Genomic DNA, 23945 nt, shown 5'->3' with positions numbered 1-23945 from the left:
GGGCCTTTTTTGTCGGCCCCGGAGGAATCTCAGAGCGGCAACCGGACCGTGACGGTCGTGCCGTCTGTCGCGTTTGAAGCGACCTCGATCCGTCCCCCATGTGCGCGCGTCACCAGGGCGGCATAGGACGTACCGAGGCCCGTGCCCCCGCGGTCGCTCTTGGTGGAGTTGAATTTGTCGAAAAACGTGGGCAGGCACTCCGCCGACACGGGCGCTCCCCCGTTCCGGACGCGCACGACGGCATAGCCGTCTTCCACCGAGAGTTGGACGCGGACCCGGGCCGACCCTTCGCCGTCGCCCGTCCCCTCCCCGTCCACATGCTCCATGGCATTCTTCACCAGATTGGTGAACACGCCGGGCAGGAACGACGGATCGGCCTGCACGCGCACGGCGTCATCGGGCATGTCCACCTGCACCTCGACGGGGCGTGACTGCTCCCGGCGCCGGGCCGACACCAGGTCCCGGACCACATCACCGAGCACCTCCCCGAGGTCCACCGGGCGTCGATCGAGCGCGACGTCCTGCCGCTCGAACGTCTGCAGGCGCCGCATGTCTTCCAGCAGCGACTGGATGGAGGTCGTTCCGGTGCGGATCCTCGAGAGCCAGTCCTTCTGCTGATCGGACAGGGCGGCACCGGCCTGCTCTTCCAGCAGGTAGGCGTATCCGGATATCGGCCCCACGGCATTGTTCACTTCGTGCCGCAGGAACGCATCCTGCTCGCGTTGCATGCGCTCGATTTCCTCGAGTGCCTGTTGCAGGCTGTCCACCCGCCCCTGGAGCTCGCGGCGGAGCCGGGCCACCATCAAATGCGTTTCCACCCGTCGCAGCAATTCGGTGGCGTTGAAGGGCTTCGTCACATAGTCGACGGCACCCAGTTCAAACCCGCGCACGAGGTCGGCCGTTTCCACCTTGGCCGTCAGGAAAATGACCGGAATATCCGCCGTGGACGGATCTTCCTTCAGATGCCGGCACGTTTCGAATCCATCCATTTCCGGCATCATCACGTCCAACAGGATCAGGTCCGGATGGATGCGCGCCAGGGACTCAAGGGCCTGACGCCCGTTCGTGGCCACGTTGATGGCATAGCCCTCCTGGCGCAATATGGAGCCCAACACCTGGATGTTCTTCTGCGTATCGTCCACAATCAGGATGTGGCCGGGATTCGGATTCGCTGTCGGCTTGGTCATGTCGTCTTCGCGTCAATGAAATCCGGGAACTCGGCGAGCCGTCGGCCCATGGCATCCAGGTCGAAGTCCGTGGCGGCAGCGCCCAGGCTGCGGGCCCAATCGCCCAGCCCGTCGTGACCGTGCGTGGCGGCCAGTTCCTCCACCTTCGCGGCAAAGGCTTCCACGTCGTTGATGGTCAGTCGGTCGTGGACGTCGGCCCACTCCGGCTGGAGGTCCGAAAGGGCGCGGTGGAGTTCCGGGAAACGGTCCTTCAGGGGCGCCGGTCCCGCGGCCGCCGAGCCTGCGCCGAGCGCGGGCGTTCCTGCCGCGTCAACGTGCTCCTTCCCGGGAGGAGCCTTGTCAGCCAGCTCCACGATTTCCTGTGCCAGGAAGCGGGCCAGGGTCGCAATGAGATCGGCACGGGTAATGGGTTTCGGGAGATACGCATCGGCCATCTGGCGCAGGGCATCAACCTCCTGGCTCATGACCGCCGCCGAAATGGCCACGATCGGGATGTCGGCGCACGCCGGGGCGCTTCGGATGCGCCGCGCGGTCTCCATGCCGTCCATGCCGGGCATCTTTGCATCCAACAGGATGATATCGGGTCGTTTCGACGCCAACAGTTCCAGCACATCGTTCCCGTCGGCGGCCTCCAGGATGGTCAGATCGAACCCTTCGAGCATGCCCCGGATGAGCTCCCGATTGGCGGACTGGTCATCGGCCACGAGCAGGGTGGCCGGAAGGAAGCGGGACCGGGACGTGGGGTCGGAGGCGGCCCCGCGGGCCTGCCCATCGGCCAGGATCGGCACCGCCGGAAACACCACCGAGAAGACGGATCCCTTGCCCACACGGCTCTTCACGCCGATCTGACCCCCCATCAACTCGACCAGTCGCTTTGAAATGGCCAGCCCGAGGCCCGTACCGCCGTATTCCGCCGAGGACTGTCCGGACACCTGGTCGAAGGCACCGAAGATGGTACCGATCTGGTCGTCCGGGATCCCGATTCCGGTATCCTCCACGTCCAGCCGGAGCGCGCACTGCTCCGGACCGGCCCGCCTGGCGTGCAACCGGAGGGTGACCTGGCCCTTGGCAGTGAACTTGATGGCGTTGCCGACCAGGTTGATGAGGACCTGGCGTACCCGGTGCTCGTCCATGAGGACCGTCCCGGGGACCGTGCTGCCGATGTCCAGCTCGAGTCCGATGCCCTTGTCCGTGGCCTTCTGGCGGAACATCACGTCCATGTCACCGACCAGGCGCGCCATGTCGGTGGGGCCCGGATCGATGTCGATCTTCCCGGCTTCCACCTTGGACAGGTCCAGGATGTCGTTGATGAGGGTCAACAGGGATTGGCCCGACGTCAGGATGTGCTCCACGTAGCGTTTCTGTTCGGGATCGGAAACGCGGTTGGACAGCAATTCCGTGAATCCCAGGATGGCGTTCATGGGCGTCCGGATTTCGTGGCTCATGTTGGCCAGGAAGCGGCTTTTCGACTGGGTGGCCTGCTCGGCGGCGATGGCAAAGCGCTCGGCCCGCTCGGAGCTGAGCTCCAGGGCCTCGTTGGCGCGGGTCAGCAGTTTCCGCTGGCGCTCCACCTCGCGCCGCTGGATTTCCAGTTCCTGGTTCTTGGCCGCCAGCTGGGATGCCTGTTCCTCTATGCGGGACTTGGACTTGCGCAGTTCCTCGAACCGGATTTCGAGCTGGCGCTGATGCTGCTGGACCTCCGCGTTGTACTGCGTGAGGAGTTCATTGCGGCCGGCCAGTTCGCGCCGTTGTTGCTCAACGGCTCCAGCCTGGGCGCCCAACCGCTCTTCCAGGCGCCGGTTGGAGGCTTCCAGCCGGCGTACATGGATACCGGCCAGGGCCCGACCCGCCAGGATGATGGTCGTACTCAGGAAGAGGCCGTAGAGGGCGAACGCCCACAGGGTCCGGTACCACGGAGGCAGGATTTCCACCTGGATGGAGGTGATTCCGCTCGTCCCGCCGCGGGCGCCGCTGGCCCGCACCTGGAAGGTGTAGACATCCTCCTGGAGTCCCGTATAGGAGACGGCCGGGTTCAACGACCACTCGGACCAGTCGGCATCGGCTCCGACCAGGCGGGTCTGGTAGCGGACATCGGCAATCTGGTCGAAGTTGGGCGCAGCGAACGAGACGCGGAACCCGTTCTCCTCGATGGGGAGCACGAACGAGGGAAGCGAGTCCGCAGCGGCCGTCATGCCCCCGAACAGGATGCGTTGTCCCGTGGCGACCTGCCGGATGAGCGGGGCCCTCGTGTCCGGTGTCGGCCGGGACCCGGCCGGATTGAAGTGGAACAGGCCTCGGTCGGTGGCAATCCAGCAGCCGTCCAGAACGTCGCAGAAGAGGTTCTTTATGCGTGCGTCGGAAAGCCGCTCAAGATCGTCGAATCGCTCCATGCGGGGCGTGCCGTCGGGCTCCATCCGGATCCGCCCGGTGAAGGAATCGGAAAACACCCAGCGCGCTCCCGTGTCGTCGGTGCCCACGAAGCGGATGCCCTGCACCGGCCCACTGCCCAGGCGGATGGTGGTTTCGTCCACGTCGAACCGGGAAATCGCCGCATGGAACATCCGGATGCTGCCACGGGATACGAACACGACGCGGTCGTCCATACGGACGGGCTGGGTGAGTCCGGCATCCAGCCCGGCGCGCTCATCGAACAGCGTGACGGTCGGCGCGTCCCCGGTGAAATCCATGCGGGCGACGCCCGACGGGGTGCGCCCGGCCCAGACCACGCTGTCCGGTCCGACCGCCAGGGAGGTGACCAGCCCCGTCCCGTCGTCGGCGTGGGCCGACACGCGCCAAAGCAGGGAATCGGCCACCCAGCTGAGTTCCGATACGCCCTGCGTCGTGCCGACATACCAGACGTCGTCCCCGGGGGCGGCCTGGATGGTCTGGGGAGTACCCGGCAACGGGATGGTTTCGGGTTCCGTGAACAGGCCGGTGTGGATATACACGGCGTCACCGGCCGCCACGATGAGTCCCCGTTCGGTGGCTTCCAGGTCAAAGACGGGGACATTGATGGTGGCCACGGGGTCGAACCGGAATCCCGACATGCCCGCACCTTCATTGGCCACGAACAACCCCCGCTCGGTTCCGGCAAACAACTGGGCCCGGTACCGGGTCACCGCGCGCACGGCACCGGCCGGGCGCACGTTCTCGGGCAGGCTGGTGAGGGCGTTCGTGAGCTCGACAAACGCCAGTCCGTCCGAGGTGGCCAGCCACAGGCGCCCGGTCGGATCCTGGTGGAGGGAGCGGATTTCCCCGAACGGCAAGCCCGACGTGTAGTCGATCTGGCGGATGACGGACGTGCGCAGGTCCACGATCAAGAGCCCCTGGGCGGCCGTGGCGAAGGCCAGGCGGCCGTCCTGCAGGCGGAGTCCGTCCAGCAAGCGGTAGGGGCGCAGCCGCTCGGCCAGGAATTCGTCCCAGGGCGTCAATCGGTGGTTCTGGAAATGCAGGAACCGTCCTGCCGCGGTGATCAGCAGATGCGTCGAGTCGCTGGTGGCGACCGCCAGGCGAAGCGCGTCCTGGGCCAGGACATTCTCGCCCGCAGTGCCGGAGCCGCCCACCGTGCCCGGATTGCCGCCCACCGGGCGCAGCCCCCCCGTACGGCCCAATACGCTCATCCCCTGGCCCCAGATGGACGCGAACAGGGTATCGCGCTGGACGAACGCATGCTGGATGGGCGACGGGGACGTGACCAGGAGCAGGGTGTCAGGGCGGACGTCGAAAATCCGGTTCGCCGTGACGAACCAGGTGCCCTCCGGGCCGGGCAGTACGGCCAGTGTCCGGTCGAACCGGCCGCGTTCCTCGCTGTCGGCCGGGAGCAGGGACCGGAACGTGGGTCGGAACAGGGAATCGGGCTCGAGATGCCCGAAATCGGCCGTGGCGCCCACGAGCAGGTCGCCCGTGCGCGAAAACGCCAGTTGGAGCGGGGTCCGCCGACCGGGCAGCGGAATCAGGCGCCAGGTGGTTCCGTCATATTCCAGCAGGCCCTCCTCGTTGGCGGCGTACACCAGGCCGTTGGGCGCTACCACCACCTGCTGATTGGCCGGATGATAGCCGTACTCGGCCGCCGTGAACCGGTGCACCATGGGGAATCCGCCGTCCTGGCCGACTGCAGACAGCGGCGCGGTCACGAGAAGGACAAGTACGGGAAGGACCCACCGCATGCAACGAATTCCGGGAAAGAAGAAAGTCGCCACAAGGTACACGTATATTGCCCAAAAAAGCACCGTCCGCCCATGCCGCGCCTCCTCATAGTCGACGACGAACCCGGAATCCGCCGCACGCTCATGGCACTGCTCGAGAAGCAGGACTACGATGTCGAGGGGGCGGCCGACGGGAAGGAAGCCCTCGCGGCCATTGAAGCCGGTTCGTTCGACCTCGTGTTGTCGGACATGATGATGCCCAACATGAACGGCATGGACCTGCTGAAGGCGTCGAAGGCGAAGTGGCCCGAGCTGCCGTTCGTCATGCTGACCGCGAACGCGACCATCGAACTGGCGGTGGAAGCCATCAAGGAAGGGGCGTACGACTTCGTGCCGAAACCCCCGAACCTGCAGCGCTTCCTGGTGACCATCCGGAATGCGCTGGCCGCCGAGAAGCTCCAGCGCGAGCATGGACGCATGAAGGCGCGTCTGGAGAAGATCGATACGGACATTCCGCCGCTGCTCGGCGAGAGTGCCCCCATGAAACGCATCAAGAAGCTGCTGGAAAAGGCGGCGCCGTCCGAGGCGAGGGTGCTGGTGACCGGCGAGGCCGGGAGCGGCAAGGAGCTCATCGCGCAGTGGGTTCATCACCTTTCAGACCGGAGCGGCGGGCCGTTCGTGGCCGTGAATTGCGCGGCCATTCCGTCGGATCTCATTGAAAGCGAGTTGTTCGGGCACGAAAAAGGCGCGTTCACCGGAGCGCACAAGCAGCATATAGGAAGTTTCGAGCAGGCCGACGGGGGCACGCTGTTCCTGGACGAGGTCGGTGACATGGCGACGTCGGCGCAGGCCAAGGTGCTGCGCGTGCTCCAGGAGAGCCGCGTCCGCCGTGTGGGAGGCGACAAGGACATTGCCATCAACGTCCGTGTGGTGGCCGCCACGAACAAGGATCTGGAGCGGGCCATCCAGGACGGCACGTTCCGGGACGACCTCTTCCACCGGCTGGCGGTCATCCGGATCGAGTCGCCGCCCCTCAGGGAGCGCGCGGAGGATATCGATGCGCTCGCCGCGTTCTTCTGCGAAAAACTGGGCCGCCGGAATGGTCGTCCCGAGAAGCGGTTCTCGGACAGTGCGCTCCGCCTGTTGCGGACCTACCCCTGGCGGGGGAATGTGCGGGAGCTGCACAACGCCGTCGAGCGGCTGATCGTGCTCAGCGATGCCGACGAAATCACGGCCGACGATGTGGAGCTGTTCGCCAATCCGGGATCGGCGCCCCAGGATTCCGTGGCGTACCTGGTGGGGCAGTATCCGAAGATCGCGGACTTCCGGGATGCCGCCGAGGCGGTGTTCCTGCGGCGCAAGCTCGCGGAATTCGAGGGCAACATCTCACGCATGTCCGAGGAAATCGACCTGCAGCGCTCGAACATCTACGCCAAACTGAAGAAATTCGACATCCCTTATTAGGGCCTGCAAAACCGCTCCCGGAACCCGCTGTTGCTGGCGCAACCCGAAGGGACGGGGCCCTTTTCGCGAGTTCCGGGAGCGGGTTTGCAGGCCCAGGGCTTGCCTGAAGGGTATCAACGATCTCCCTGCGCCGCCGGGAGTTCCAGGATGAATGTGGTGCCGCCGCCTTCGGTGGTGTCCACGTGGATGGTGCCGTTCTGGGCCTCGGCGGCCAAGCGGCAGAAGGACAGCCCGAGGCCTATGCCGGCGCGGACGCCGGCTTCCTTGGCTTCCACCTGGTAGAACCGGTCGAACACACGCTCCCGGTGGGCTTCTGGAATGCCGGGTCCATCGTCGGACACCGCAATGCGGGTCACGGTGTCATGCCGTTCGGTCGATACGCGGATGAAGGTCGCCGGGCGCGCGTATTTCAAGGCGTTGCCGACCAGGTTGGCGAGCATGCGCTGCAGGAGCAGGGGATCCGCATACACGTGAGGAGCCTGTCCATCGAACTCCAGGCGCAGCCCGCGATCGTCGGCGAACGGCTGGTATTCCGCGTCGAAACGGGACAGAAGCCGGGCCAGATCAACGCGCTCAGGCCGGACGGGCATGGTGCCCGATTCCAGCTTCGTCAGGTCCAGCATGGACTCGATCATGGTCCCCATGGAGGCCGCTGCCCGCGTGATGTGCGTCAACTGTTCGTTGTCCCCCGTTCCCAGCATGGCCATCATTTCGGCGTTCATCTGGATGACCGACAGCGGATTCCCGAGATCGTGCACAATCATGTGGGTGAGGGCCTCCTGCATGCGGATGAGGTCCCGCTCCCGGTCCCGCAGACGCTTCTTGTCCAGACTTGCCGAAAGCCGGGCTTGCAGGATCCGGGGATTGAACGGCTTGGGCAGGAAATCCGCCGCGCCCATTTCCAGGCAACGCACAATGCTGGGGATGTCATCCCGGCCCGAGATCATGATGACCGGGATGTCACGCAGGCGCTCATCCGCAGATACGGCCGCCAGCACTTCGAACCCGTCCAGTTCGGGCATGTCGATGTCGAGCAGGATGGCTTCAGGCAATTCGCCCGCCAATGCGTCGAGCGCGGCCCGCCCGTCGCCGACCAGTCGGGGCTGGTAGCCGAGTGCATCGAGATACTCTTTCAGGAGCTCCCGGTTGAGGGAGTTGTCGTCGGCCACCAGGATGGTGATCCGGGAGTCGGGATCGGGCACGGTCGGAGCGGGGATGATTCCGGTTTCATGATACGGCGAATATGTACTCCTTGCGAACCGGTCGGCTGAAGTCCAGGCACACCACTGCTGTAGCGCTGGCGAAACAGTTTTGGCCGGCCGGAATGCCCTGGCGTTGCGGAAAGGTGCCGGAACAGCATTGGGCACGGCGGTTGCCTTGCTTGACGTGGACACCAAACGACAAACCCCACGATCATGACTGCCCAAATCACGTACCGCAGCCTTTACGCCATCACGGAGCGTCGGCCGGAATACCGTTCGTTGAGCCTGTTGGCCGATTTCGGCGTTCCTGCAGGCCCGATCGTCCCGGCCCAAGTCCGGCCCACCTGCTCCATCACCCTGATGGCCGGACCGGACGCCGAAGATCCGTCGACGACCGATGGAATCCGCCCCCGATGGTGGCTTTGATCCGATGGCACGCTTCTTGCAGAAGTGTGAAGCACATCATGTCTACCCGAATCCACATATCCGCCCTGATGCTGCTGCTGTCGGCTCTGCTGGCCTTCGCCCCGGACGTGCAGGCCCAGCGGCTCTCGCTGCTGGGACCCGGCACGGTCCAGCTGCACATTGAGCCCACGCTGTATGGCGACGGCACGGCATCGGCCCAGGATGAGTCCAGCAGCCTGTTCTGGAATCAGGTCCGTGAACGCTCGAAGATTACCGTGAACACCTTCGCCCCCGGCCAGCAGGTGTCCCTCTCGATCGAGGCCCGCAACGTGACGCGCGGCCAGGCCACGGGCCGGGTCGAACTGCGCCACGGAATGATGGACACCGATCTTATCAGAAACATCAAGTCAAAAGGCGCAGGAAAAGCCGATATCCGGTACATTGCGGAAGCCCGGTTGGACGAGGGCTCCACCTCCATGGGCGGCTCCGACTATCACACCGTTACGTTCACGTTGACCGAACAGTAGGCTTTTCCGATGTCCCGACAGATTTCCCTGCCGCGGTCCCTGTCTCCGACCATCCTGCAGGCCGTTCTCCTGATGGTCCTGCTCGTCGTCCTGCTCGTGTGGCCGGTGGATGCCGGGGCCCAGATCACGGTCCGGGGGCGGTTGGCGCATGACATTCCGGCCACGCCCGGCCAACCGGTGACCGGCCAGATCATCGTGGACAACGAGACTTCCGAGGTCCAACAGGCACGCATCTACCAGACTGACTACCGCTTCTTTTCGGACGGCACGAACGAGTACGGCGAGCCGGGACTCCTGGAGCGCTCCAATGCGCGCTGGATTACGTATTCCCCCGAAACCATGACCATCCCTCCGAACGGCAACGTGACCGTCTCCTACGAAGTGGCGGTCCCCGCATCGGCCGGGCCCGGGACCTACTGGAGCATGCTCATGGTGGAATCCATCGATCCCTCCTCGGCCGAATCCACCCTGGGTGACGATCCTCCGGCCGAGCGGGAAATGGGGTTCCGCCAGGTCACCCGGTACGGAGTGCAGCTTGCCACGCATGTGGATGAATCCCGGGCCGAGGCCAATGTGGAATTCAGCGGTGTGACGCTCGTGGCCGGCGAAGACGGCCGTACGGTGTTCCAGGCGGATATCGTCAATACCGGCTCGCGGATGATCCGCCCGGAAGTCTATCTCCGACTGTTCAATGCCGAGGGCGCCGAATTCGGGCCCTTCAACGGCACGCTCTACCGCATGTATCCGGGCACGTCCGTCCGGCAGCGCCTGGAGCTGGTGGACGTGCCGGCCGGTGCCTACCAGGCCATTCTGATCGTGGATGCCGGGGACGATGCCGTGTTCGGCGGCCAATTTGAATTGACGTTGTGACCCTGCCCGGGCGCCCGCTGATGTTCCGTGCGGCCTTGGCTGCATGGGTCGTGCTCGTCGCGTGCCTCGTGGTCGGTCCGCAGTCGTCGCTGGCCCGTCAGGTGCCCCCGTCCGGAGGAGACCTCCGCGTGGAAAGCCGGTTGGAGATCGAAACCGCGGCCGGACGCGTCGCCAGTGTCCTGCTCCGTTTGGTGAACGAGGGCCCCCGGGACAGGACCGTCCGCCTTTCGCCGGAGCTGCCCGACGGGTGGAGCCTGCTCATCCCACTCTCAAGCGTCCGCGTGGAAGCCGGGGGGGCAGCCACCCAACTCGTGTCCATACAGATACCGGGCAACGCCCTGAGCGGGGACTGGACCGTGGCGTTCACCCCTGTGGCAGAAGATCCGGCCGATGCGCAGGCAGGTGCGCCGAGCCACTCCCTGACCGTGCGCGTGGCCGCCGAAGCCGCGATCTCGGTGGCGTTCATCGATGCGCCCGAGCGGATCCGCGCCGGTGGCGTGTGGGAGGGCACATTTGCCGTGGAGAATACCGGAAACACGGCCATCCTCGTGTCGGCCTCGGCCACCAGTACCCTCTCCTACGGCGTGTCGGTTTCCGCGCCCTCCTTTCCCCTGGCCCCGGGTGAGCGCAAGCGGCTCGACGTCGAGGTGCGCTCGCGGGACGACCTGGTCAACGAAGTCACCCATGTCACGTCGGTACAGGTGCAGGTGGCCGGCACGGAACGGGTGGCCCGCGCCAGTGCCTCGACCACCATTGTGCCCGTGCGGCGGAGCCGTCCCGTGGAACGGGAAGGCATGCTTCCCCTCTATCTGACCACGCGCGGGGCGTGGGACGGCGGGTCGACCCACGGTCAGATCGAGCTCGCGTTGCCGGAAGCGCCGGTAGGACGCGCCGTCGTGAGTGCCCTCGTCCGGGTCCCGGACGTGCGTTCCTCGTCCACGGTGGGCGAACGGGACGTTTTTTCGGCCTCCATCCAAGGGCCCCGGCTGGGCGTGCGCTTGGGCGATGCCGCGTATACCACCACCGACCTGCTGGACAACTCGTCCATCGGGACGGGCGCCGAGGTAACCTGGTCCACCCTCCGGTGGGACACGGGCGTGTTCGCGGCGCGCGGACGCCATGTATTTCCGGTGGCCGACCGCGCCGGGGGATTCCTTCATTTCCGGCCCATGTCGCGCGTGACCCTGGAGGCCAATGTGTTGTCCCGACGGCAGTTCGAGGAGGGCGATGCGCTCTCCCTGGCCCTGGACTGGCGACCCGTCGACGGGACGACCATCCGGGCGGAGGCCGCCAGCGGTTCGTACGATGCCGGTCGGGACCAGGCGGCACAGGTGTCGGCCCTGGGGTCGGTGGGGCGTTCCACCTTCAGCCTGCGGGCCGAGAAGGCCGGGGCCAATTTCCTGGGAGGCATCCAGAACACCGAGCGGGTGCAAGGGGGCTTCTCCTTCACGTCGGCGGGATGGTTCCGGGCGCAGTTCCAGGGCCAGATGCAACGCCGGTTCTTTGATGTGGGCTCGCCCGATCCGGCCGTGCTCTCCACGTCTTCGGTGCGCGGGGGTGTGGGCGGCACCTGGAGTACCGACGGCCGTCAGTTCCGGGCCATGGTGTACGGCCAGCAGCAGGCCCGGCAATTCACTGCGTCGGGTCTGGACCGGACGGAGCGGCGGGGCGAACTCCAGTTGGGTTACAACCAGCGTCGGGCGGGGGCCACCGCCACGATCCAGGCGGGACGGGCCGAGGACCTGGCCCTCGAAATGGATCCCTTCTGGACCGCGTACGGGTCGGCGTTCCGCGGATGGGGGCCGTGGACGCTCAGTGTAACGACGTCCGTTTCGTCCGGCCCCACCTTCTACAGCCCCATTACCCGCAGCCGTACGAGCTTGGGCTCGAGCCTGTCCTACGATCGCGGCGCCGCGACCCGGTTTTCCACGTCCCTGCACGTGAGCCGGGAGCGATCGGGTATTGAACAGCAGTTCCTGATGGCCGATGCGTGGGTGGAGCGGGATCTGTGGGCAGGGCACCAACTGGAAGTGCGAGGCCGCTACACGCGGACGCAATTCGGTCAAGTCGTGCAGAACGGCGTCGTCCAGGTGGCCTACCGCGTCCCGCTCAATGTCCCGGCGCCATGGTCCCATACCGCGTCCCGTCGGGAGTTGAATGTCTATGTGTTCGATGCGGAGTCGGGCGAACCGCTGGAGGGCGTGGCGCTGACCGTCGCGGAATCCACCGTGCGCACCGATGCGGACGGGCGGACCGTCCTGGCATTGCCCGCTGGCGAGGCCAGTTGGATCCTGCTCGACCGACAGACCATCGGACTGGAGCGGACCCCCGTCATGGAGTTTCCGCTCCGCGTGGACGCCGCCATGTTCGAGACCGGTGTGCTGGACGTGGCCGTCGTGCGATCCGCGCGGCTGACCGTCCCCGTCCTGTTGCCGGCCGATGCCCGTGCCGGGCAGGATGCGGCGCTCGGCGGACGCCTGTCGCAGGAGGATCTGTCGGGCATGGTGGTGGAGGCGGCGTCCTCCGAGCGCCGCGTGAGGCGCGTCACGGACCGGACCGGGGTGGCGGTGTTTTCGGAACTGGTGCCCGGACCCTGGTCGGTGCGCGTCGTGGCGTCCACACTCCCGGACGGGTACGTGACGCGCCCCGATACCCTGGCCATCACCCTGGAGCCGGGTGGGCGGTCGGAATCCGCGCTTCAGCTGCAGCCTCGCCGCCGAGCCATCCGCTTCGTGGAGACCGGTACGCCGATTTCCCTGGTGCGGCCGGGTGCGGACGGAGAGGCTGAGGAGGATGCAGGAGCAGATGTCGGGCGGACCCATGTGGTCGTGGCAGGTGAGAGCCTGTCGACACTCGCCGAGCGGTATTACGGCGACCGGCTTCAGTGGCAGCGGATCTGGGAGGCCAACCGGCAGGTCGTGCCGGCCCCGGACTTCCTGCGCGTCGGCCAGGTCCTGCGCATCCCCGAATTGCCGTAAGCTCCGGCGAAGTTTGACCCCGCACGGGTCTGCTTGCGGCGCATCGGATGTGGATCGACCCGCTGGCGGACCGGGATTGTTTCGATAGCGAAACACCTTCGGGTGCCCCCAGGACGCATCATCCCGAAGAAAGGACCCTGAAAAGGCGAATAAGGGCGATTTGGCCACTTCCAGGCCGATCAGGCACCGTGTTTGAAATGGATGGACTGCACGCATCACGCAAACCGCAGTACCGCCATGCAAACCGCCCCCCTTTCCATTGAAGAATGCGCGCTCGCCTTCGTGGCCGAGCCCGTCCAGGCCCACCGGGACCGCGTCGTCGCGGCCATGGAGCCCGTCATCCGATCCATCATCGCCAAACTGCCCCTGCCGTCCGACGTGCTGGCGCAAGCTTCCGAATTGGTACAGGTGGGCGTGATTGCCACGTTGCAGGCGCTCGATCAGTTCGATCCGACCACGGGAACGCGGTTCGTGACCTATGCCTATGCACGCATCCGTGGCGAGATCGTGGACCATCTGCGGCGGTTGGACCCGCTGCCACGCCGACGGCGCGCGAAAGTGGCCGCTGCACGGCATGCGGAAGACCTGCTTGCACAGCGTCTGGGCGATGAGCCCGGCATGGCACCGGTGGCCGCGTCCATGGGCATTTCCATCGATCAGTTGGATGGCATCCGACACGACGCCTGGCGTCGTCACGGGATTTCCCTGGATGCGCAGGACGACGAGGAGTGCCGCTTGCTGGAATTGGTTCCGGATCCGTCGGGCCAGGAGGGCTACGCCGTGTACGAGTGGTCGGATGTCCGTGCGCACCTGGAGCAGGCACAGGCCCGGCTGTCAGAGCGGGAGCGGACCATCCTGGAGTTGTACTTCAACGAAGGGCTGACGCAGACGGAAATCGGAGCGCTGCTGGGCATTACCGAGGCCCGCGTGTCACAGATCCGTCGCCGCTCATTGGATGTGCTGGAGCAGGCACTCGAACCGACCCTGCGCTACGCGGCCTGACCGCTACCGTCCGGAGTCCGGTTTACGGGCGTCCGGAAGGACGCCGAAGCCGAAGTCCTGCACCACGGTGAAGGGCTGCGACGAGCGCTCCGATACCAGCGAGAAGGCTACGCGCCGGAACTGGAGCGGGAGTTCGTCCACATGGGGGTCGATGACCAGGCGGTAAGTGATGGCCTGCCCGTTTTCCAGGCCGCGCTGCATGCCGGACAGGACCGTCGAAGCGGAGGTCAGCGGCACCCAGCCGAGGCTCTGGCCCAGGGACGACTGCAGCCGGACTTCCAGTTGGACGCCGGGGGGCAGGGGCATATCGATGGCGGCTTCCAGGCGGACATTGTCCACGTTGGACGTGAGGTTGTAGAAGGTGGTCGGATCCACGAGGGTGACCCGTCCCTTCCGCTGGGTCCGGTCCACGATCTGGAGCATGGGGTTGCCCGATACACTCATGACGAGGATGGGCGAGACACCCACGCTGACGGCCTGGCCGTTCTGGGCCCGGACGCCGGTCGGCGCGGAAGCCGCACAGAGGAGCGCCAGGAGGAGCGCCAGGCAGGATGGGGAGATGCGTGGGTTCACGGGTTCAGCCGCGCGTTCATTTGAGCAGGGAAATGGTTCGGCTCACGGTCTGCCCGTTCTGCCCGGCAATACGCACAAGATACGACCCGGATGGAAGTCCCGATCCGTCAATCCGCACGGACGTGCGCTCACCGGCGGCAACCATGCCATCGTGGAGCACCGCGACGCGGCGGCCCAGCATGTCCCACATGGCGGCCACCACATGCTGCGTGGATTCCGATTCGAATTCCAGGCGCGCCATGGGGTTGAACGGGTTGGGCCATACACCCAGCAGGGCCACGCCGCCCGGCTGCAGCGCCGTGGACGGCGTCTGCTCCGTGGCCACGGACTGGGCCCGCAGGAAGACACACGAGGCCGTTCCGAACTGACACCCGATGGGCTCGTCGAAATTTCCGTTGTGCGTTCCGTTGAACCCGAACTCGATGGATCCTCCAGACTCAATACAGTCGTTGGTGGTATCGTTCGTGACCACATAGGAGCCATCCGCGTTCTGGTTGATCACGGATGAGTCGTGTCGCGTGATTTCCATTCCGTCCACGAGCCGAAAGGACAGGCTCCAGCCCCGGATGACACCGCCGGACGTATTGGTGAGTCTGATGAGCGCCACGTATTGCGAGGCCGTGGTCCAGAGGAAGCGGAAGTCGATTTCCGGCACGGCCGTTGTGGTGCCGCCCGTGCCTGCGCACGTGGCCGTGCCGCCACCACCGCCGTCATCGCCGCCACCGTCGTCGCCGCCGCCGTCATCTCCACCCCCGTCGTCACCCCCGCCGCCCGTGCCGCCATCGCTCGTTTCGTCGGGCTGCACGGTCGTGCCTTCGGCATCGACCAGGCAGAGCACGCCGTTCACGGTGCAATTCAGCGGGGGTTCGATTTCATCCTCGTACGTACCCGCAATGGGAAACACGATACTGGTCCCCCGGAGGATGCGCTGCCGGCCGTTCATGCCCTGCAGCGTGTACAATTTGTCGGACCGGGACCATTTCACTTCGCCGCCGACCGTCGTGATCCGGTCGTCGAACGTGAAGCGGAGGGTCCAGGACGACAGGTCCATATCCGACGGATTCTGGAGTTCGATATAGCCCTCGAACACGGTCGCCGTGATTTTCTCGACCTTCATGAACAGGTTGATGCGCGGGGTCTCGATGACCCGGTCCGGCGTCGTGAATTCACATCCGGTGCCATTGATGGAGCATCCCTGCGGAAGCGCCGGCGTGCCGTTGTGGACGCCGGAGAAGGCGAAGAAAATGAACTCTCCGGCGCGGATCCGGGAGGTTTCGGCCACCCCGTTCACGCTGTAGGTGGAGCCCGAGCGGGTCCAGTCCACATGCTCCATCCGGGTAATGAGCGAGGAGGTGGTGAACGTCAGTTTCCACCGGTCCAGGTCGACCGCGGTGGGATTCCGGATGATGATATATCCGGTGTAGGTGGTCTGGTCCTGTTCGCCTATCCAGGAGGCCACAATGAGGTCGCGCAGGTTCACCGTCGGCTCCTGGGGAACCGTAGCGCCTTCCACCGTGCAGGTCACGCCGTTGAACGTGCAGGCCGTGGGGGTCGGGGCCGTGGGTCCGCTCGTGACCCCGTGGATGGTGAAGAAGGCTACCCCGCCGGGTTGGATTTCATGGGTCCATCCGGCGCCCTGGACGTCGTAGATGTCGCCGAACCGGTTCCAGACCACGTTGTCCATCTGGTCGACGGGATCGGCCAAACGGAACGAAAGGGTCCACGCGCGGATGGGCGACGCGGTCATGTTCGTCAGGCTCACATGCGATATGAACCGGCCGCTGCGGACTTCCTGGACGGAATAGACCACACGGACCTCGGCTTGCCGGGCGGACGCGTCGGGAACGAGCGCCAGCACCAGCAGCAGGAGAAGGGTAAAATGACGAAGCATGGACACAGGAGCGGACTCCTGAAAGTGAGACGAATGAAAGGCGGCGGTTCGTCTGCTATCAAGTACGTTGGAAATCCCGGTTTTCGCGCTGTCGATTGCGCCACTTCGTCCGGGTGTCAGGTCAGTTCAGGCGGACGACGGTCCGCGTGGAGGTGTGGCCGTCTGCGCTGAGCCGGATGACGTACGTCCCGGCTGCGGCCGCGTCGGCTTGCCACAGGGCCACATGGCGGCCGACCGGTTGCTCCCCGTCCACCAGCGTAGCCACGCGCCGGCCCTGCAGGTCGTAGATGTCCATGCGCACGCGGCCGGCTCCGTCCAGTTCATACGGGATGGCCAACTGCGCCCGGAACGGGTTGGGATACGCGCTTCCGAGCGTCGTGGTCGTGGGGAGCGCATCGGTCGGCTCGGCGGCGGTGGCGATTGCCGCGTTCAGGGGAACCGTCCAGACCCCCCGGCCATGCGTCGCGAGGACGACTTCGTCGCCGACGACGCGCATCCTCCAGATGGAGACGGCCGGCAGCCCGTTGTTGGCGAACGACCAGCTCTCGCCGTCGTCTTCCGAAACAAACAGTCCGATTTCCGTGCCCACCCAGAGCACTTCGGTGGCACCCGGAAGGACCACGAGGTCATGCACGGCCACATCCGGGAAGCCGCGCACGGACAAGGTGCCCGAGGGGCCGTCCGAGAAGCCGGAGAGGTCGGTCCAGGTCTCTCCGAGGTCTGTGGTCCGCAGGATCTTGGCGCGGCCCGAGGACGAAAACAGGGCGAACGCCGTGCTGTCCTGGGTGGGATGCGTCGCCAGGCCGGACAGGTATCCCGGGGAAATGGAGGGCGTCGGGACGGGCCGGAACGTCGCACCGGCATTGGTCGATACGTGGAGTTGTCCCACGATGTCATCGCCACCGTTGTCGAAGGGGTCCATCTCGTAGCCGGCCCAGATTACGCGCGGCGAGGCCAGGGACGGCCGGACGGTGCCCCGGGCGTTGCTCTGGAAGGCCCAACGATCGGCCAGGGCGGGACGGAGTTGCCAGGATTGACCGAAATTGGGGCTCAACCACACGCCCGAGCCGCCTATGGCAAACAAGGTGTCCGAGTTGAAGGGGCTGCGCTCAATGGAGTTCAGGAAGGGCGCATTGGCATTGGATCCGCCGGTGTCCAGCAGGCCCGTCGTGGCGTTGGACCACGTCAACCCGCCGTCCACGGACCGGCGCAGGCCGTTGAACTGGGAGCCGCCAAGCAGGCGGTTGGGGTCGGACTGATGCCAGACGGCATCGAACCCGTCTCCCCCGATGGCCGCCGGCGTCCAACCGGGAATATCGGTCCCGAACGGCTGGAAAGAGCGGTAGGTACCGTTGTCCTGCATGCCGCCGATGTAGATGTTCGCGCCCGGACGGCGATCCACGCCGTAGAACTGGGTGGTGTTGTATCCCCGGCTGCGGTCCACCCAGGATTGTCCCCCGCTGCCCGACCAGAACACGCCACCGTCGTTGCCCGAAATGAGCCCGAAGGTACCGGCCTGTGGGTCGAAGGGCACGGGCACAAGAGCGTGGTGGTCCACGTGGACGCCCGTTCCGATGATGGTGGACGTCCAGGTGGCCGGGGCCGTGGCTTGGACGAGATCAATGTGGAGGGTGGATGAGGGCAGGTTGTCGGGTTGCCACAGCGCCTCGGGGGCCAGGATGGGCCACAGGAAATACATGAGGCCATTCCGGACGCCACCGTTCTGGGCGATGCTGGAGTGCGCCGTTCCGGCGCCGTAGGGGAACGCGTGAATGAGGATGTATTCCCTTCCCAGGTTGCTCGCGTCGTCCGGCGTCAGATCGAATACGCCGTCGCCGAGCCGGTCCCGGAAGGAGACGTGGAGTTGCCGGTTGTTCTGCGTGTCCCAGACCTGGAACGGTACGTCCACAAAATCGGCATAGGGGTAGTCGACGAACGCAATTCCCGGGCCGTCGGGTGGTGTGAACCGGTGGGCCCGCTGGGAAATGCCCGGCCCGAACCGGATTTCCACGGAGGTCATCTGTTCCGGCGTAATGTTGGCCTCATCGTCGTCAATCCCCAGTCGCAGGCCGCCCCGCAAGTATTCCGCGCCGAAGTCAATGAAGTCCAGGAAGAAGTCGGTGCCGATTTCCCGGGTCGAGGCGGCCAGCGTGGATTGCGAACCGTTCAGCGTCAGCCGGTACATCTGAACGCCCCCTACGAAAACCACGTTGGCGTCGTAGGGATGAGGCGTGACCACCATGTCGTACCAGGCCTGGTCGGCACCGATGTCCGGCGGATTGGCGGCGGTCGACGGAACCAGGACCCAGTGGCTGGCCCGATTGTCCGAAATGTAGATCTCCTCCAGGCCGCTGCGTACATCCACCATGGCGATGATGCGGCCGGGCAAGACGGGTGAGATCCCGAACTCCACACGGCTTCCGTTCGGTACCGTCATTCCGGCACCCGAAAAGGCCCATGTCGAGCCGCCGTCGGTGGATTTCCAGATGCCCCGCCCCGTCTCGGAGGCGTACTGGGTGTAAAAATTTCCCGGTTCATGGCCGATCTGGGCCATCCTCCCACCCGGTTCGAGAACGGCCTTCCACGTGGCGCCTCCATCCTCGGTCCGGTAGACGCCCGTGTTCGTGGCGACCACCAGCACCGAGTGGAATTCAGGATGCACGATCATCCGGTTCACGTATTTGAACAACGGATTGCCCCGCGTGGACCACATGGGGCTCCACGTGTCCCCACCGTCCGTGGATTGGAACAAGCCATCCCCGACGACGGCCCCGACATTGAAGAAACCCTCTCCGGTGCCCGCGTACAGCACGTCCGGTCGGGACGGGGCCTGCACGATGGCCGTCACCGACAACGTGGGCCAATCCTCCGTGAGCGGTGTCCAGGACTGGCCCTGGTCCGTGGTGCGCCAGATTCCGCCACTCACCGCGCCGGCGAACCAGGTCCGGTTCGTGGGGTCGTTGGCATCCACCACGATGGCGCGCGTGCGGCCGCCCACGTTGGACGGTCCCCGTTCAGACCAGGGCAGGATCGTAGCCCCCTGTTTGGCGACCGCCCGGGAGGCGTCCAGCGCATCGAATTTGTAGGTCTGCGGATAGGCGTCCGTGGGTTCGCCTTCGACCGAGCGGATGAGGGCCTGCATCTCCATGAACCGGATGGCATCGCTCTTGGCCGGCTCGACGTACTCGTCCGGACGGGTGGCGTTCATGGCCAACCAACCCAACAGCACGATCACGATGACGGTGAACAGGGCGAAAAAAAGAAGCAGCGGGCCGGATCGTTTCCGGTTCGATGTATCGGTCATGGAATCAGGGTCGATGGATCGGGAGCCTGGCGTTCGGGCGGGGTCGATGGGTCAGGGATGGGGGGTCCGGTTTGCCGAAGCCGGTACGCCCGCCCTACTTTGACGCCATTCACCAGTATATACTTCCATGCGCGTTTCGTTCTTGCCGGTCCGCCTTTTGATGGTCGCACCGTCGATTCTCACCCTGTTCCTCCTCGCAACGCCCGCGAGTGCCCAGGAATCCCCGGCCGAATTCCTGGGATACGAGCTGGGCGAGCAATTCACCCCGCACCACCGGGTCATGGACTATGTCCGCCACGTGGCTGAACACAGTGACCGGGTTGCCATCGAGTCGTACGGGGTGACCTATGAGGGCCGGGAATTGCTGGTGGCCTACGTATCCGCCCCTGCGCACATCGCGTCCCTCGATGCGGTGCGCCGCGCCAACCTGCAGCGAGCGAACCTGGGACCGGACGGTGCCACCTTCCTGACGGCCTCCGCCGCCGCGGCCGATGCGCCGGCTGCATCCCCGATCGTGGTCTGGCTCAGCTACAACGTACACGGCAACGAAAGCGTGAGCAGTGAGGCCGCCCTGCAGACGCTCTACGAACTGGCCGACGAGCGCAACGCCCGCACGGGCGCATGGCTCGAGAACACGGTCGTGGTCATCGATCCGATGATCAACCCGGATGGCCGGGATCGGTACGTGAACTGGTACCGGCAGCAGCTGGGTCAGTGGCAGGACGTCAATCCGGATGCGGTCGAACACAACGAACCGTGGCCGGGTGGACGCACGAACCATTATTACTTCGACCTGAACCGGGACTGGGCCTGGCTGACCCAGCAGGAGACCCGTGCCCGGTTGGCGCTCTACAACACCTGGATGCCCCAGGTCCACGTGGATTTCCACGAGCAGGGCATTGACTCCCCGTACTACTTCGCGCCCGCCGCCGAGCCCTATCACCCGGTCATCACCGACTGGCAGCGGAGCTTCCAGGAGACGATTGGCCGCAATCATGCCCGCTATTTCGATGCGAACGGCTGGTTGTACTTCACCGGGCAGGTGTTCGACCTGTTCTATCCGGGATACGGCGACACCTACCCCACCTACAACGGCGCCATCGGCATGACCTATGAACAGGGCGGCTCCGGCCGCGCGGGGCTCGGCGTGGAAACGGCCGAGGGGGACACGCTGACGCTGGCCATGCGCATTGCCGGCCACTACACGACCGGCATGTCGACCGTCGAGGTGTCTGCGGCCCATGCTGCCGAGCTGGCGGCCGAGTTCGAGGCGTTCTTCGACCGGGCCGCGCGATCCGGGCCGGACGACGTCCGCGCCTGGGTCCTCCGCTCTCCGGCCGGCCCGGAGCGGCTCGCTGCGCTCGCCGCGCATCTGGATGGGCTGGGCATTGCGTACGGCACACCTGCCGCCGCGGCCAGCCGACGGGGCTGGTCGTACCGGTCACGCGCGGCCGAATCGGTGGCGCTGAAGCCCGGCGACCTGGTGGTGCCGGCTGCCCAGCCGCGGGGCACCATGGCGCACGTCCTGTTCGAGCCGGAATCGGCCATTCCGGACTCCATGACCTACGACATCACCGCGTGGGCGCTGCCGTATGCGTATGACCTGGATGCCTGGACGGTGGATGCGGAGATCCCGCTGGACACCTGGGCCCCGGCGCCGAACGCCACCCCCGCCTCCCTCCCCTACGCCTGGATTTCCGCGTGGCAGGACGCTGGCGACGCCCCCTTCCTGTCGGCGCTGCTGAAGGCCGGCGTGCGGGTCCGGTTCACGGAGCGGCCCATGACCGTGGACGGCCAAACGTACGACCCGGGTGCATTGATCGTGACCCGGAGGGGGAACGAGCGTTTCGGCGACGCCCTTCCGACCCTGCTGGCGGACCTGGCTGCCGGGCACAAACAGCACCTGCAGCCCATGCAGACCGGCATGGTGGACGGCGGTCCCGATCTGGGCTCCTCCGACGTCCGGTACCTGGAGGCCCCGCGCGTGGCCATGCTGACGGGCAGTCCGGCCTCGTCGTCCAGCGTGGGCGAACTGTGGCACCTGTTCGACGAGATCTGGGAATACCCCGTGACCCGGATCCAGGCGGAGGACATCCGCAGCGTGGACCTGGATGACTACGACGTACTGCTGCTGCCCTCGGGCAGCTACAGCCGGATCTGGCCGGATGACCAACTCGACGGGCTGCGGTCCTGGATCCGTTCAGGCGGCCGGCTCGTCGCCATCGAGGGCGCGGCCTCGTGGCTGACCGGAAAAGACGGATTCGCACTCAAGGCCGCGCCCCGCGACGAGCCGGCCGACAGCGTGCGCAAGGAAGTCGCCCGCACCAAGGTCTATGCCGAACGGGGGCGCGACCGCCTGGCGACGGACAACCCCGGGGCCATTTTCACGGCCAAGGTCGATGTCACGCATCCGCTGGGGTACGGCATGTCCGCCACCACGTGGATCCTGCGTCGTCGGGCCGACGGGCCGGTGGTGATGACCGGGGACAGTGCGTGGAACACGGGCCTGGTGGGCGAACGCGTATCGGGACAGGTGGGCTACCGGGCCGAGCCGCGCATTGAGGGCTCACTGGCGTTCGGTGCCGAGCAGATGGGCCGGGGAACGGTGGTGTATATCGTGGACAACCCGGTATTCCGGGGGTTCTGGTATTCCGGGCGTCACCTGCTGGCAAACGCCGTGTTCTTCACGGTGCGTTAGCCATGAGGATGGCGTAGGCGGCGGCGAGCATGTTGGCCATGACCAGGACGAACAGCACGATCGTTTCCATGATCGAGAAGTGGCGACGGGTTTCGTAGGCGCGTCGCATTTCGCGCGAACGGACAAAACCGCGGCGATCATTGATGAGCAGCACACCGATCTGGACCAGGATCATGGAGAGCGTCATCCAGACCCAGCCGTAGTCCCAGACCACGGGCGTGGCCACACCGGCGGCGCCGAAGGGAGCGACGAGCCAGAAGACCCAGGGTGCCGGCATGCCGACCTTCTTGTCCCGACGCGTACGGCGGTCCTTGTTCTTCTTGGCGGTGCGCCGTTCAATCTTGGCGTCCAGCGTGGTTTCGGACATGGGGAATGCAGAAAGGTTTGTGGGCACGACAGCCGGCCCAAGGGCCATGCCGCACATGCAATATAGGGAGTGCTACGGGTTTTGCATGAGCTTGGCTTCGACGCGGTCCAGCAAGTGGATGAGGGTGGCGTGGCCCAGCTTGCGGCGGGCCTTGTCAATGGACATCCATTTGACGGCCGTGATTTTCTCCTCCAGCTGCGGTACGAACGAGGTGGCCTTGGTCGTCATGTGGTACCAATAGGTGGTCTTGACCATGAAGTGGTCGTCCTCGGCGTATCCGTGGACGGTGGTATCCAGGAACTGGACGACCTTCACGGCATCGATACCCAACTCCTCGCATACCTCCCGCTTTGCGCACTGCTTCACTGTTTCTCCGGGGTCCAGCTTGCCCTTTGGCAGATCCCACCGGCCCTTTCGGAAGATGAGCAGGACTTTCAGCTTGGTTTTTCCCATCTTGGTGAGGACCCCGCCCCCGGCCACGATTTCCTTCGTGGGAAGGTAGGGTCGGACATTCACCAGGGCCTTCTTGGGGAGGGCATCGGCCTCGGTCGGGAGTGCATCCATCTTGCGGGTATCCACCACGATCACGGCGCCCCGTCCATCATCCTGGGCCTTGGCGTGCGTCCGGTACAGGCGTTTCCGCGTGAACCGGTCCTGGGGGACTCCTTTTTCTGCTTTCCTGATTTTGTCGACGTAGAAATAGAACATGGTTGCAGCAAACGAACGATGGCCCGGTTCGCCAATATACGCCGGATTGGTCTTGGCCGGAGGACAGAGTCGCCGCTTCGGCAGTGCGAAGGCCCGGGCCGTCTTCCGCGGGAGTACGCTGTTGGAAGGGGCCATGGACACCCTGGCCGCACTGACGCCCCGTCTTGCCGTATCGGTCGGGGATCCGCGCCACCCGGATGTCCGGTCATGGATTGCCGAATCCTGGCCGAACGTGATCTGCCTGGACGATGCGCGGCCCGAAGCCGGACCACTGGCCGGTGTGGAGGCGGGGATGCAGTGGGCGGCCTCCCTCCCCGTGCTGGTGCGTGCGGTGGACCTGCCGCTGGCCGGGCCGGACGTGTTCCAGCGGCTCATGGATGCGTGGCGCACGGCCGTATATGGCGTGGATGTGGTGGCGGCCGAAACCCCGGATGGACGCCTGCAGCCCCTCCTGTCCCTGTGGACGCCCGGCATGTTGCCGAGGATCACGGCCTATCTGGATAGCGGCAGACGGTCGGTCCTCGGGCTGTTGGATGAGGCGCAGGTCCTGCGGGTCCGGGTGGATGAGCAGACCGTGAAAAATGTGAATACACGAGCCGATTTGACTTGAACGTTGCTTGATAT

16 protein-coding genes are annotated in these 23945 nt (G+C 65.6%); 8 read left to right on the top strand and 8 right to left on the bottom strand.

Annotated elements, in window-relative coordinates:
• Positions 1 to 29: 29 nt before the first annotated feature.
• Positions 30 to 1187, bottom strand: coding sequence for a hybrid sensor histidine kinase/response regulator (locus RIE53_10620; protein ID MEQ9105141.1), 1158 nt, complete (start codon positions 1185 to 1187; stop codon positions 30 to 32).
• Positions 1184 to 5353: an ATP-binding protein gene (locus tag RIE53_10615; GenBank protein MEQ9105140.1), complete on the bottom strand. Its 4170-nt coding sequence runs from the start codon at positions 5351 to 5353 to the stop codon at positions 1184 to 1186. Before RIE53_10615 ends, RIE53_10620 begins: the two co-directional genes overlap by 4 nt.
• Positions 5354 to 5425: 72 nt before the next feature.
• Between RIE53_10615 and RIE53_10610 the strand changes: the two genes are divergently transcribed.
• Positions 5426 to 6796: a sigma-54 dependent transcriptional regulator gene (locus tag RIE53_10610; GenBank protein ID MEQ9105139.1), complete on the top strand. Its 1371-nt coding sequence runs from the start codon at positions 5426 to 5428 to the stop codon at positions 6794 to 6796.
• 113 nt (positions 6797 to 6909) lie between these two features.
• Here the strand turns inward: RIE53_10610 and RIE53_10605 are convergent, their stop codons facing one another.
• On the bottom strand, positions 6910 to 7998 hold the full coding sequence (locus RIE53_10605; GenBank protein MEQ9105138.1) for a hybrid sensor histidine kinase/response regulator: 1089 nt from the start codon (positions 7996 to 7998) through the stop codon (positions 6910 to 6912).
• Between the two features lie 213 nt (positions 7999 to 8211).
• On the opposite strand from RIE53_10605, the gene RIE53_10600 reads away from it, so the two are divergent.
• The 5 genes from RIE53_10600 to RIE53_10580 all read left to right on the top strand — a co-directional run bounded on the left by RIE53_10600 (position 8212) and on the right by RIE53_10580 (position 13780).
• Positions 8212 to 8424 carry a hypothetical protein gene (locus RIE53_10600; GenBank protein ID MEQ9105137.1) on the top strand — a complete coding sequence of 71 codons (213 nt, stop codon included), beginning with the start codon at positions 8212 to 8214 and terminating at the stop codon, positions 8422 to 8424.
• Between the two features lie 38 nt (positions 8425 to 8462).
• Positions 8463 to 8930: a hypothetical protein gene (locus tag RIE53_10595; GenBank protein ID MEQ9105136.1), complete on the top strand. Its 468-nt coding sequence runs from the start codon at positions 8463 to 8465 to the stop codon at positions 8928 to 8930.
• Between the two features lie 9 nt (positions 8931 to 8939).
• A complete protein-coding gene (locus tag RIE53_10590) occupies positions 8940 to 9800 on the top strand; it encodes a hypothetical protein (protein MEQ9105135.1) in 861 nt (286 codons plus the stop codon).
• A 35-nt stretch (positions 9801 to 9835) separates the two neighbouring features.
• Positions 9836 to 12778 (top strand): LysM peptidoglycan-binding domain-containing protein, encoded by a 2943-nt coding sequence (locus RIE53_10585; GenBank protein ID MEQ9105134.1) that lies wholly within the window; start codon positions 9836 to 9838, stop codon positions 12776 to 12778.
• A 237-nt stretch (positions 12779 to 13015) separates the two neighbouring features.
• Entirely contained in the window at positions 13016 to 13780 is a 765-nt protein-coding gene (locus tag RIE53_10580; protein ID MEQ9105133.1) for a sigma-70 family RNA polymerase sigma factor, read from the top strand.
• Positions 13781 to 13783: 3 nt separating this feature from the next.
• On the opposite strand, the gene RIE53_10575 is transcribed toward RIE53_10580, so the two are convergent.
• The 3 genes from RIE53_10575 to RIE53_10565 all read right to left on the bottom strand — a co-directional run bounded on the left by RIE53_10575 (position 13784) and on the right by RIE53_10565 (position 19548).
• On the bottom strand, positions 13784 to 14353 hold the full coding sequence (locus tag RIE53_10575; protein ID MEQ9105132.1) for a hypothetical protein: 570 nt from the start codon (positions 14351 to 14353) through the stop codon (positions 13784 to 13786).
• 16 nt (positions 14354 to 14369) lie between these two features.
• Positions 14370 to 16244, bottom strand: a complete 1875-nt coding sequence (locus RIE53_10570; protein ID MEQ9105131.1) for a cellulose binding domain-containing protein — start codon at positions 16242 to 16244, stop codon at positions 14370 to 14372.
• A 121-nt stretch (positions 16245 to 16365) separates the two neighbouring features.
• A complete protein-coding gene (locus RIE53_10565; GenBank protein MEQ9105130.1) occupies positions 16366 to 19548 on the bottom strand; it encodes a T9SS type A sorting domain-containing protein in 3183 nt (1060 codons plus the stop codon).
• 127 nt (positions 19549 to 19675) lie between these two features.
• Here RIE53_10565 and RIE53_10560 point away from each other — a divergent pair, with 127 nt between their 5' ends.
• Positions 19676 to 22246 (top strand): M14 family metallopeptidase, encoded by a 2571-nt coding sequence (locus RIE53_10560; protein ID MEQ9105129.1) that lies wholly within the window; start codon positions 19676 to 19678, stop codon positions 22244 to 22246.
• On the opposite strand, the gene RIE53_10555 is transcribed toward RIE53_10560, so the two are convergent.
• Positions 22233 to 22613, bottom strand: coding sequence for a hypothetical protein (locus RIE53_10555; GenBank protein MEQ9105128.1), 381 nt, complete (start codon positions 22611 to 22613; stop codon positions 22233 to 22235). The two genes, RIE53_10560 and RIE53_10555, sit on opposite strands and share 14 nt — an antisense overlap.
• Positions 22614 to 22685: 72 nt before the next feature.
• Positions 22686 to 23456, bottom strand: coding sequence for an NUDIX hydrolase (locus tag RIE53_10550; protein MEQ9105127.1), 771 nt, complete (start codon positions 23454 to 23456; stop codon positions 22686 to 22688).
• On the opposite strand from RIE53_10550, the gene RIE53_10545 reads away from it, so the two are divergent.
• A complete protein-coding gene (locus tag RIE53_10545) occupies positions 23368 to 23931 on the top strand; it encodes a molybdenum cofactor guanylyltransferase (protein ID MEQ9105126.1) in 564 nt (187 codons plus the stop codon). The genes RIE53_10550 and RIE53_10545 overlap by 89 nt on opposite strands.
• Positions 23932 to 23945: the final 14 nt, after the last annotated feature.

It is taken from the genome of Rhodothermales bacterium, assembly GCA_040221055.1.
Lineage (GTDB): Bacteria > Bacteroidota > Rhodothermia > Rhodothermales > UBA10348 > 1-14-0-65-60-17.
This window is presented reverse-complemented; position numbering and strand designations above follow the sequence as displayed.

Excerpts from the sequence above, each read along its gene's own strand:
- RIE53_10595 (MEQ9105136.1), top strand. The coding sequence starts at position 8,463 with ATGTCTACCCGAATCCACATATCCGCCCTGATGCTGCTGCTGTCGGCT.
- RIE53_10610 (MEQ9105139.1), top strand. The coding sequence starts at position 5,426 with ATGCCGCGCCTCCTCATAGTCGACGACGAACCCGGAATCCGCCGCACG.
- RIE53_10570 (MEQ9105131.1), bottom strand. The coding sequence starts at position 16,244 with ATGCTTCGTCATTTTACCCTTCTCCTGCTGCTGGTGCTGGCGCTCGTT.
- RIE53_10560 (MEQ9105129.1), top strand. The coding sequence starts at position 19,676 with ATGCGCGTTTCGTTCTTGCCGGTCCGCCTTTTGATGGTCGCACCGTCG.
- RIE53_10580 (MEQ9105133.1), top strand. The coding sequence starts at position 13,016 with ATGCAAACCGCCCCCCTTTCCATTGAAGAATGCGCGCTCGCCTTCGTG.
- RIE53_10555 (MEQ9105128.1), bottom strand. The coding sequence starts at position 22,613 with ATGTCCGAAACCACGCTGGACGCCAAGATTGAACGGCGCACCGCCAAG.
- RIE53_10550 (MEQ9105127.1), bottom strand. The coding sequence starts at position 23,456 with ATGGCCCCTTCCAACAGCGTACTCCCGCGGAAGACGGCCCGGGCCTTC.
- RIE53_10590 (MEQ9105135.1), top strand. The coding sequence starts at position 8,940 with ATGTCCCGACAGATTTCCCTGCCGCGGTCCCTGTCTCCGACCATCCTG.
- RIE53_10620 (MEQ9105141.1), bottom strand. The coding sequence starts at position 1,187 with ATGACCAAGCCGACAGCGAATCCGAATCCCGGCCACATCCTGATTGTG.
- RIE53_10600 (MEQ9105137.1), top strand. The coding sequence starts at position 8,212 with ATGACTGCCCAAATCACGTACCGCAGCCTTTACGCCATCACGGAGCGT.
- RIE53_10565 (MEQ9105130.1), bottom strand. The coding sequence starts at position 19,548 with ATGACCGATACATCGAACCGGAAACGATCCGGCCCGCTGCTTCTTTTT.
- RIE53_10615 (MEQ9105140.1), bottom strand. The coding sequence starts at position 5,353 with ATGCGGTGGGTCCTTCCCGTACTTGTCCTTCTCGTGACCGCGCCGCTG.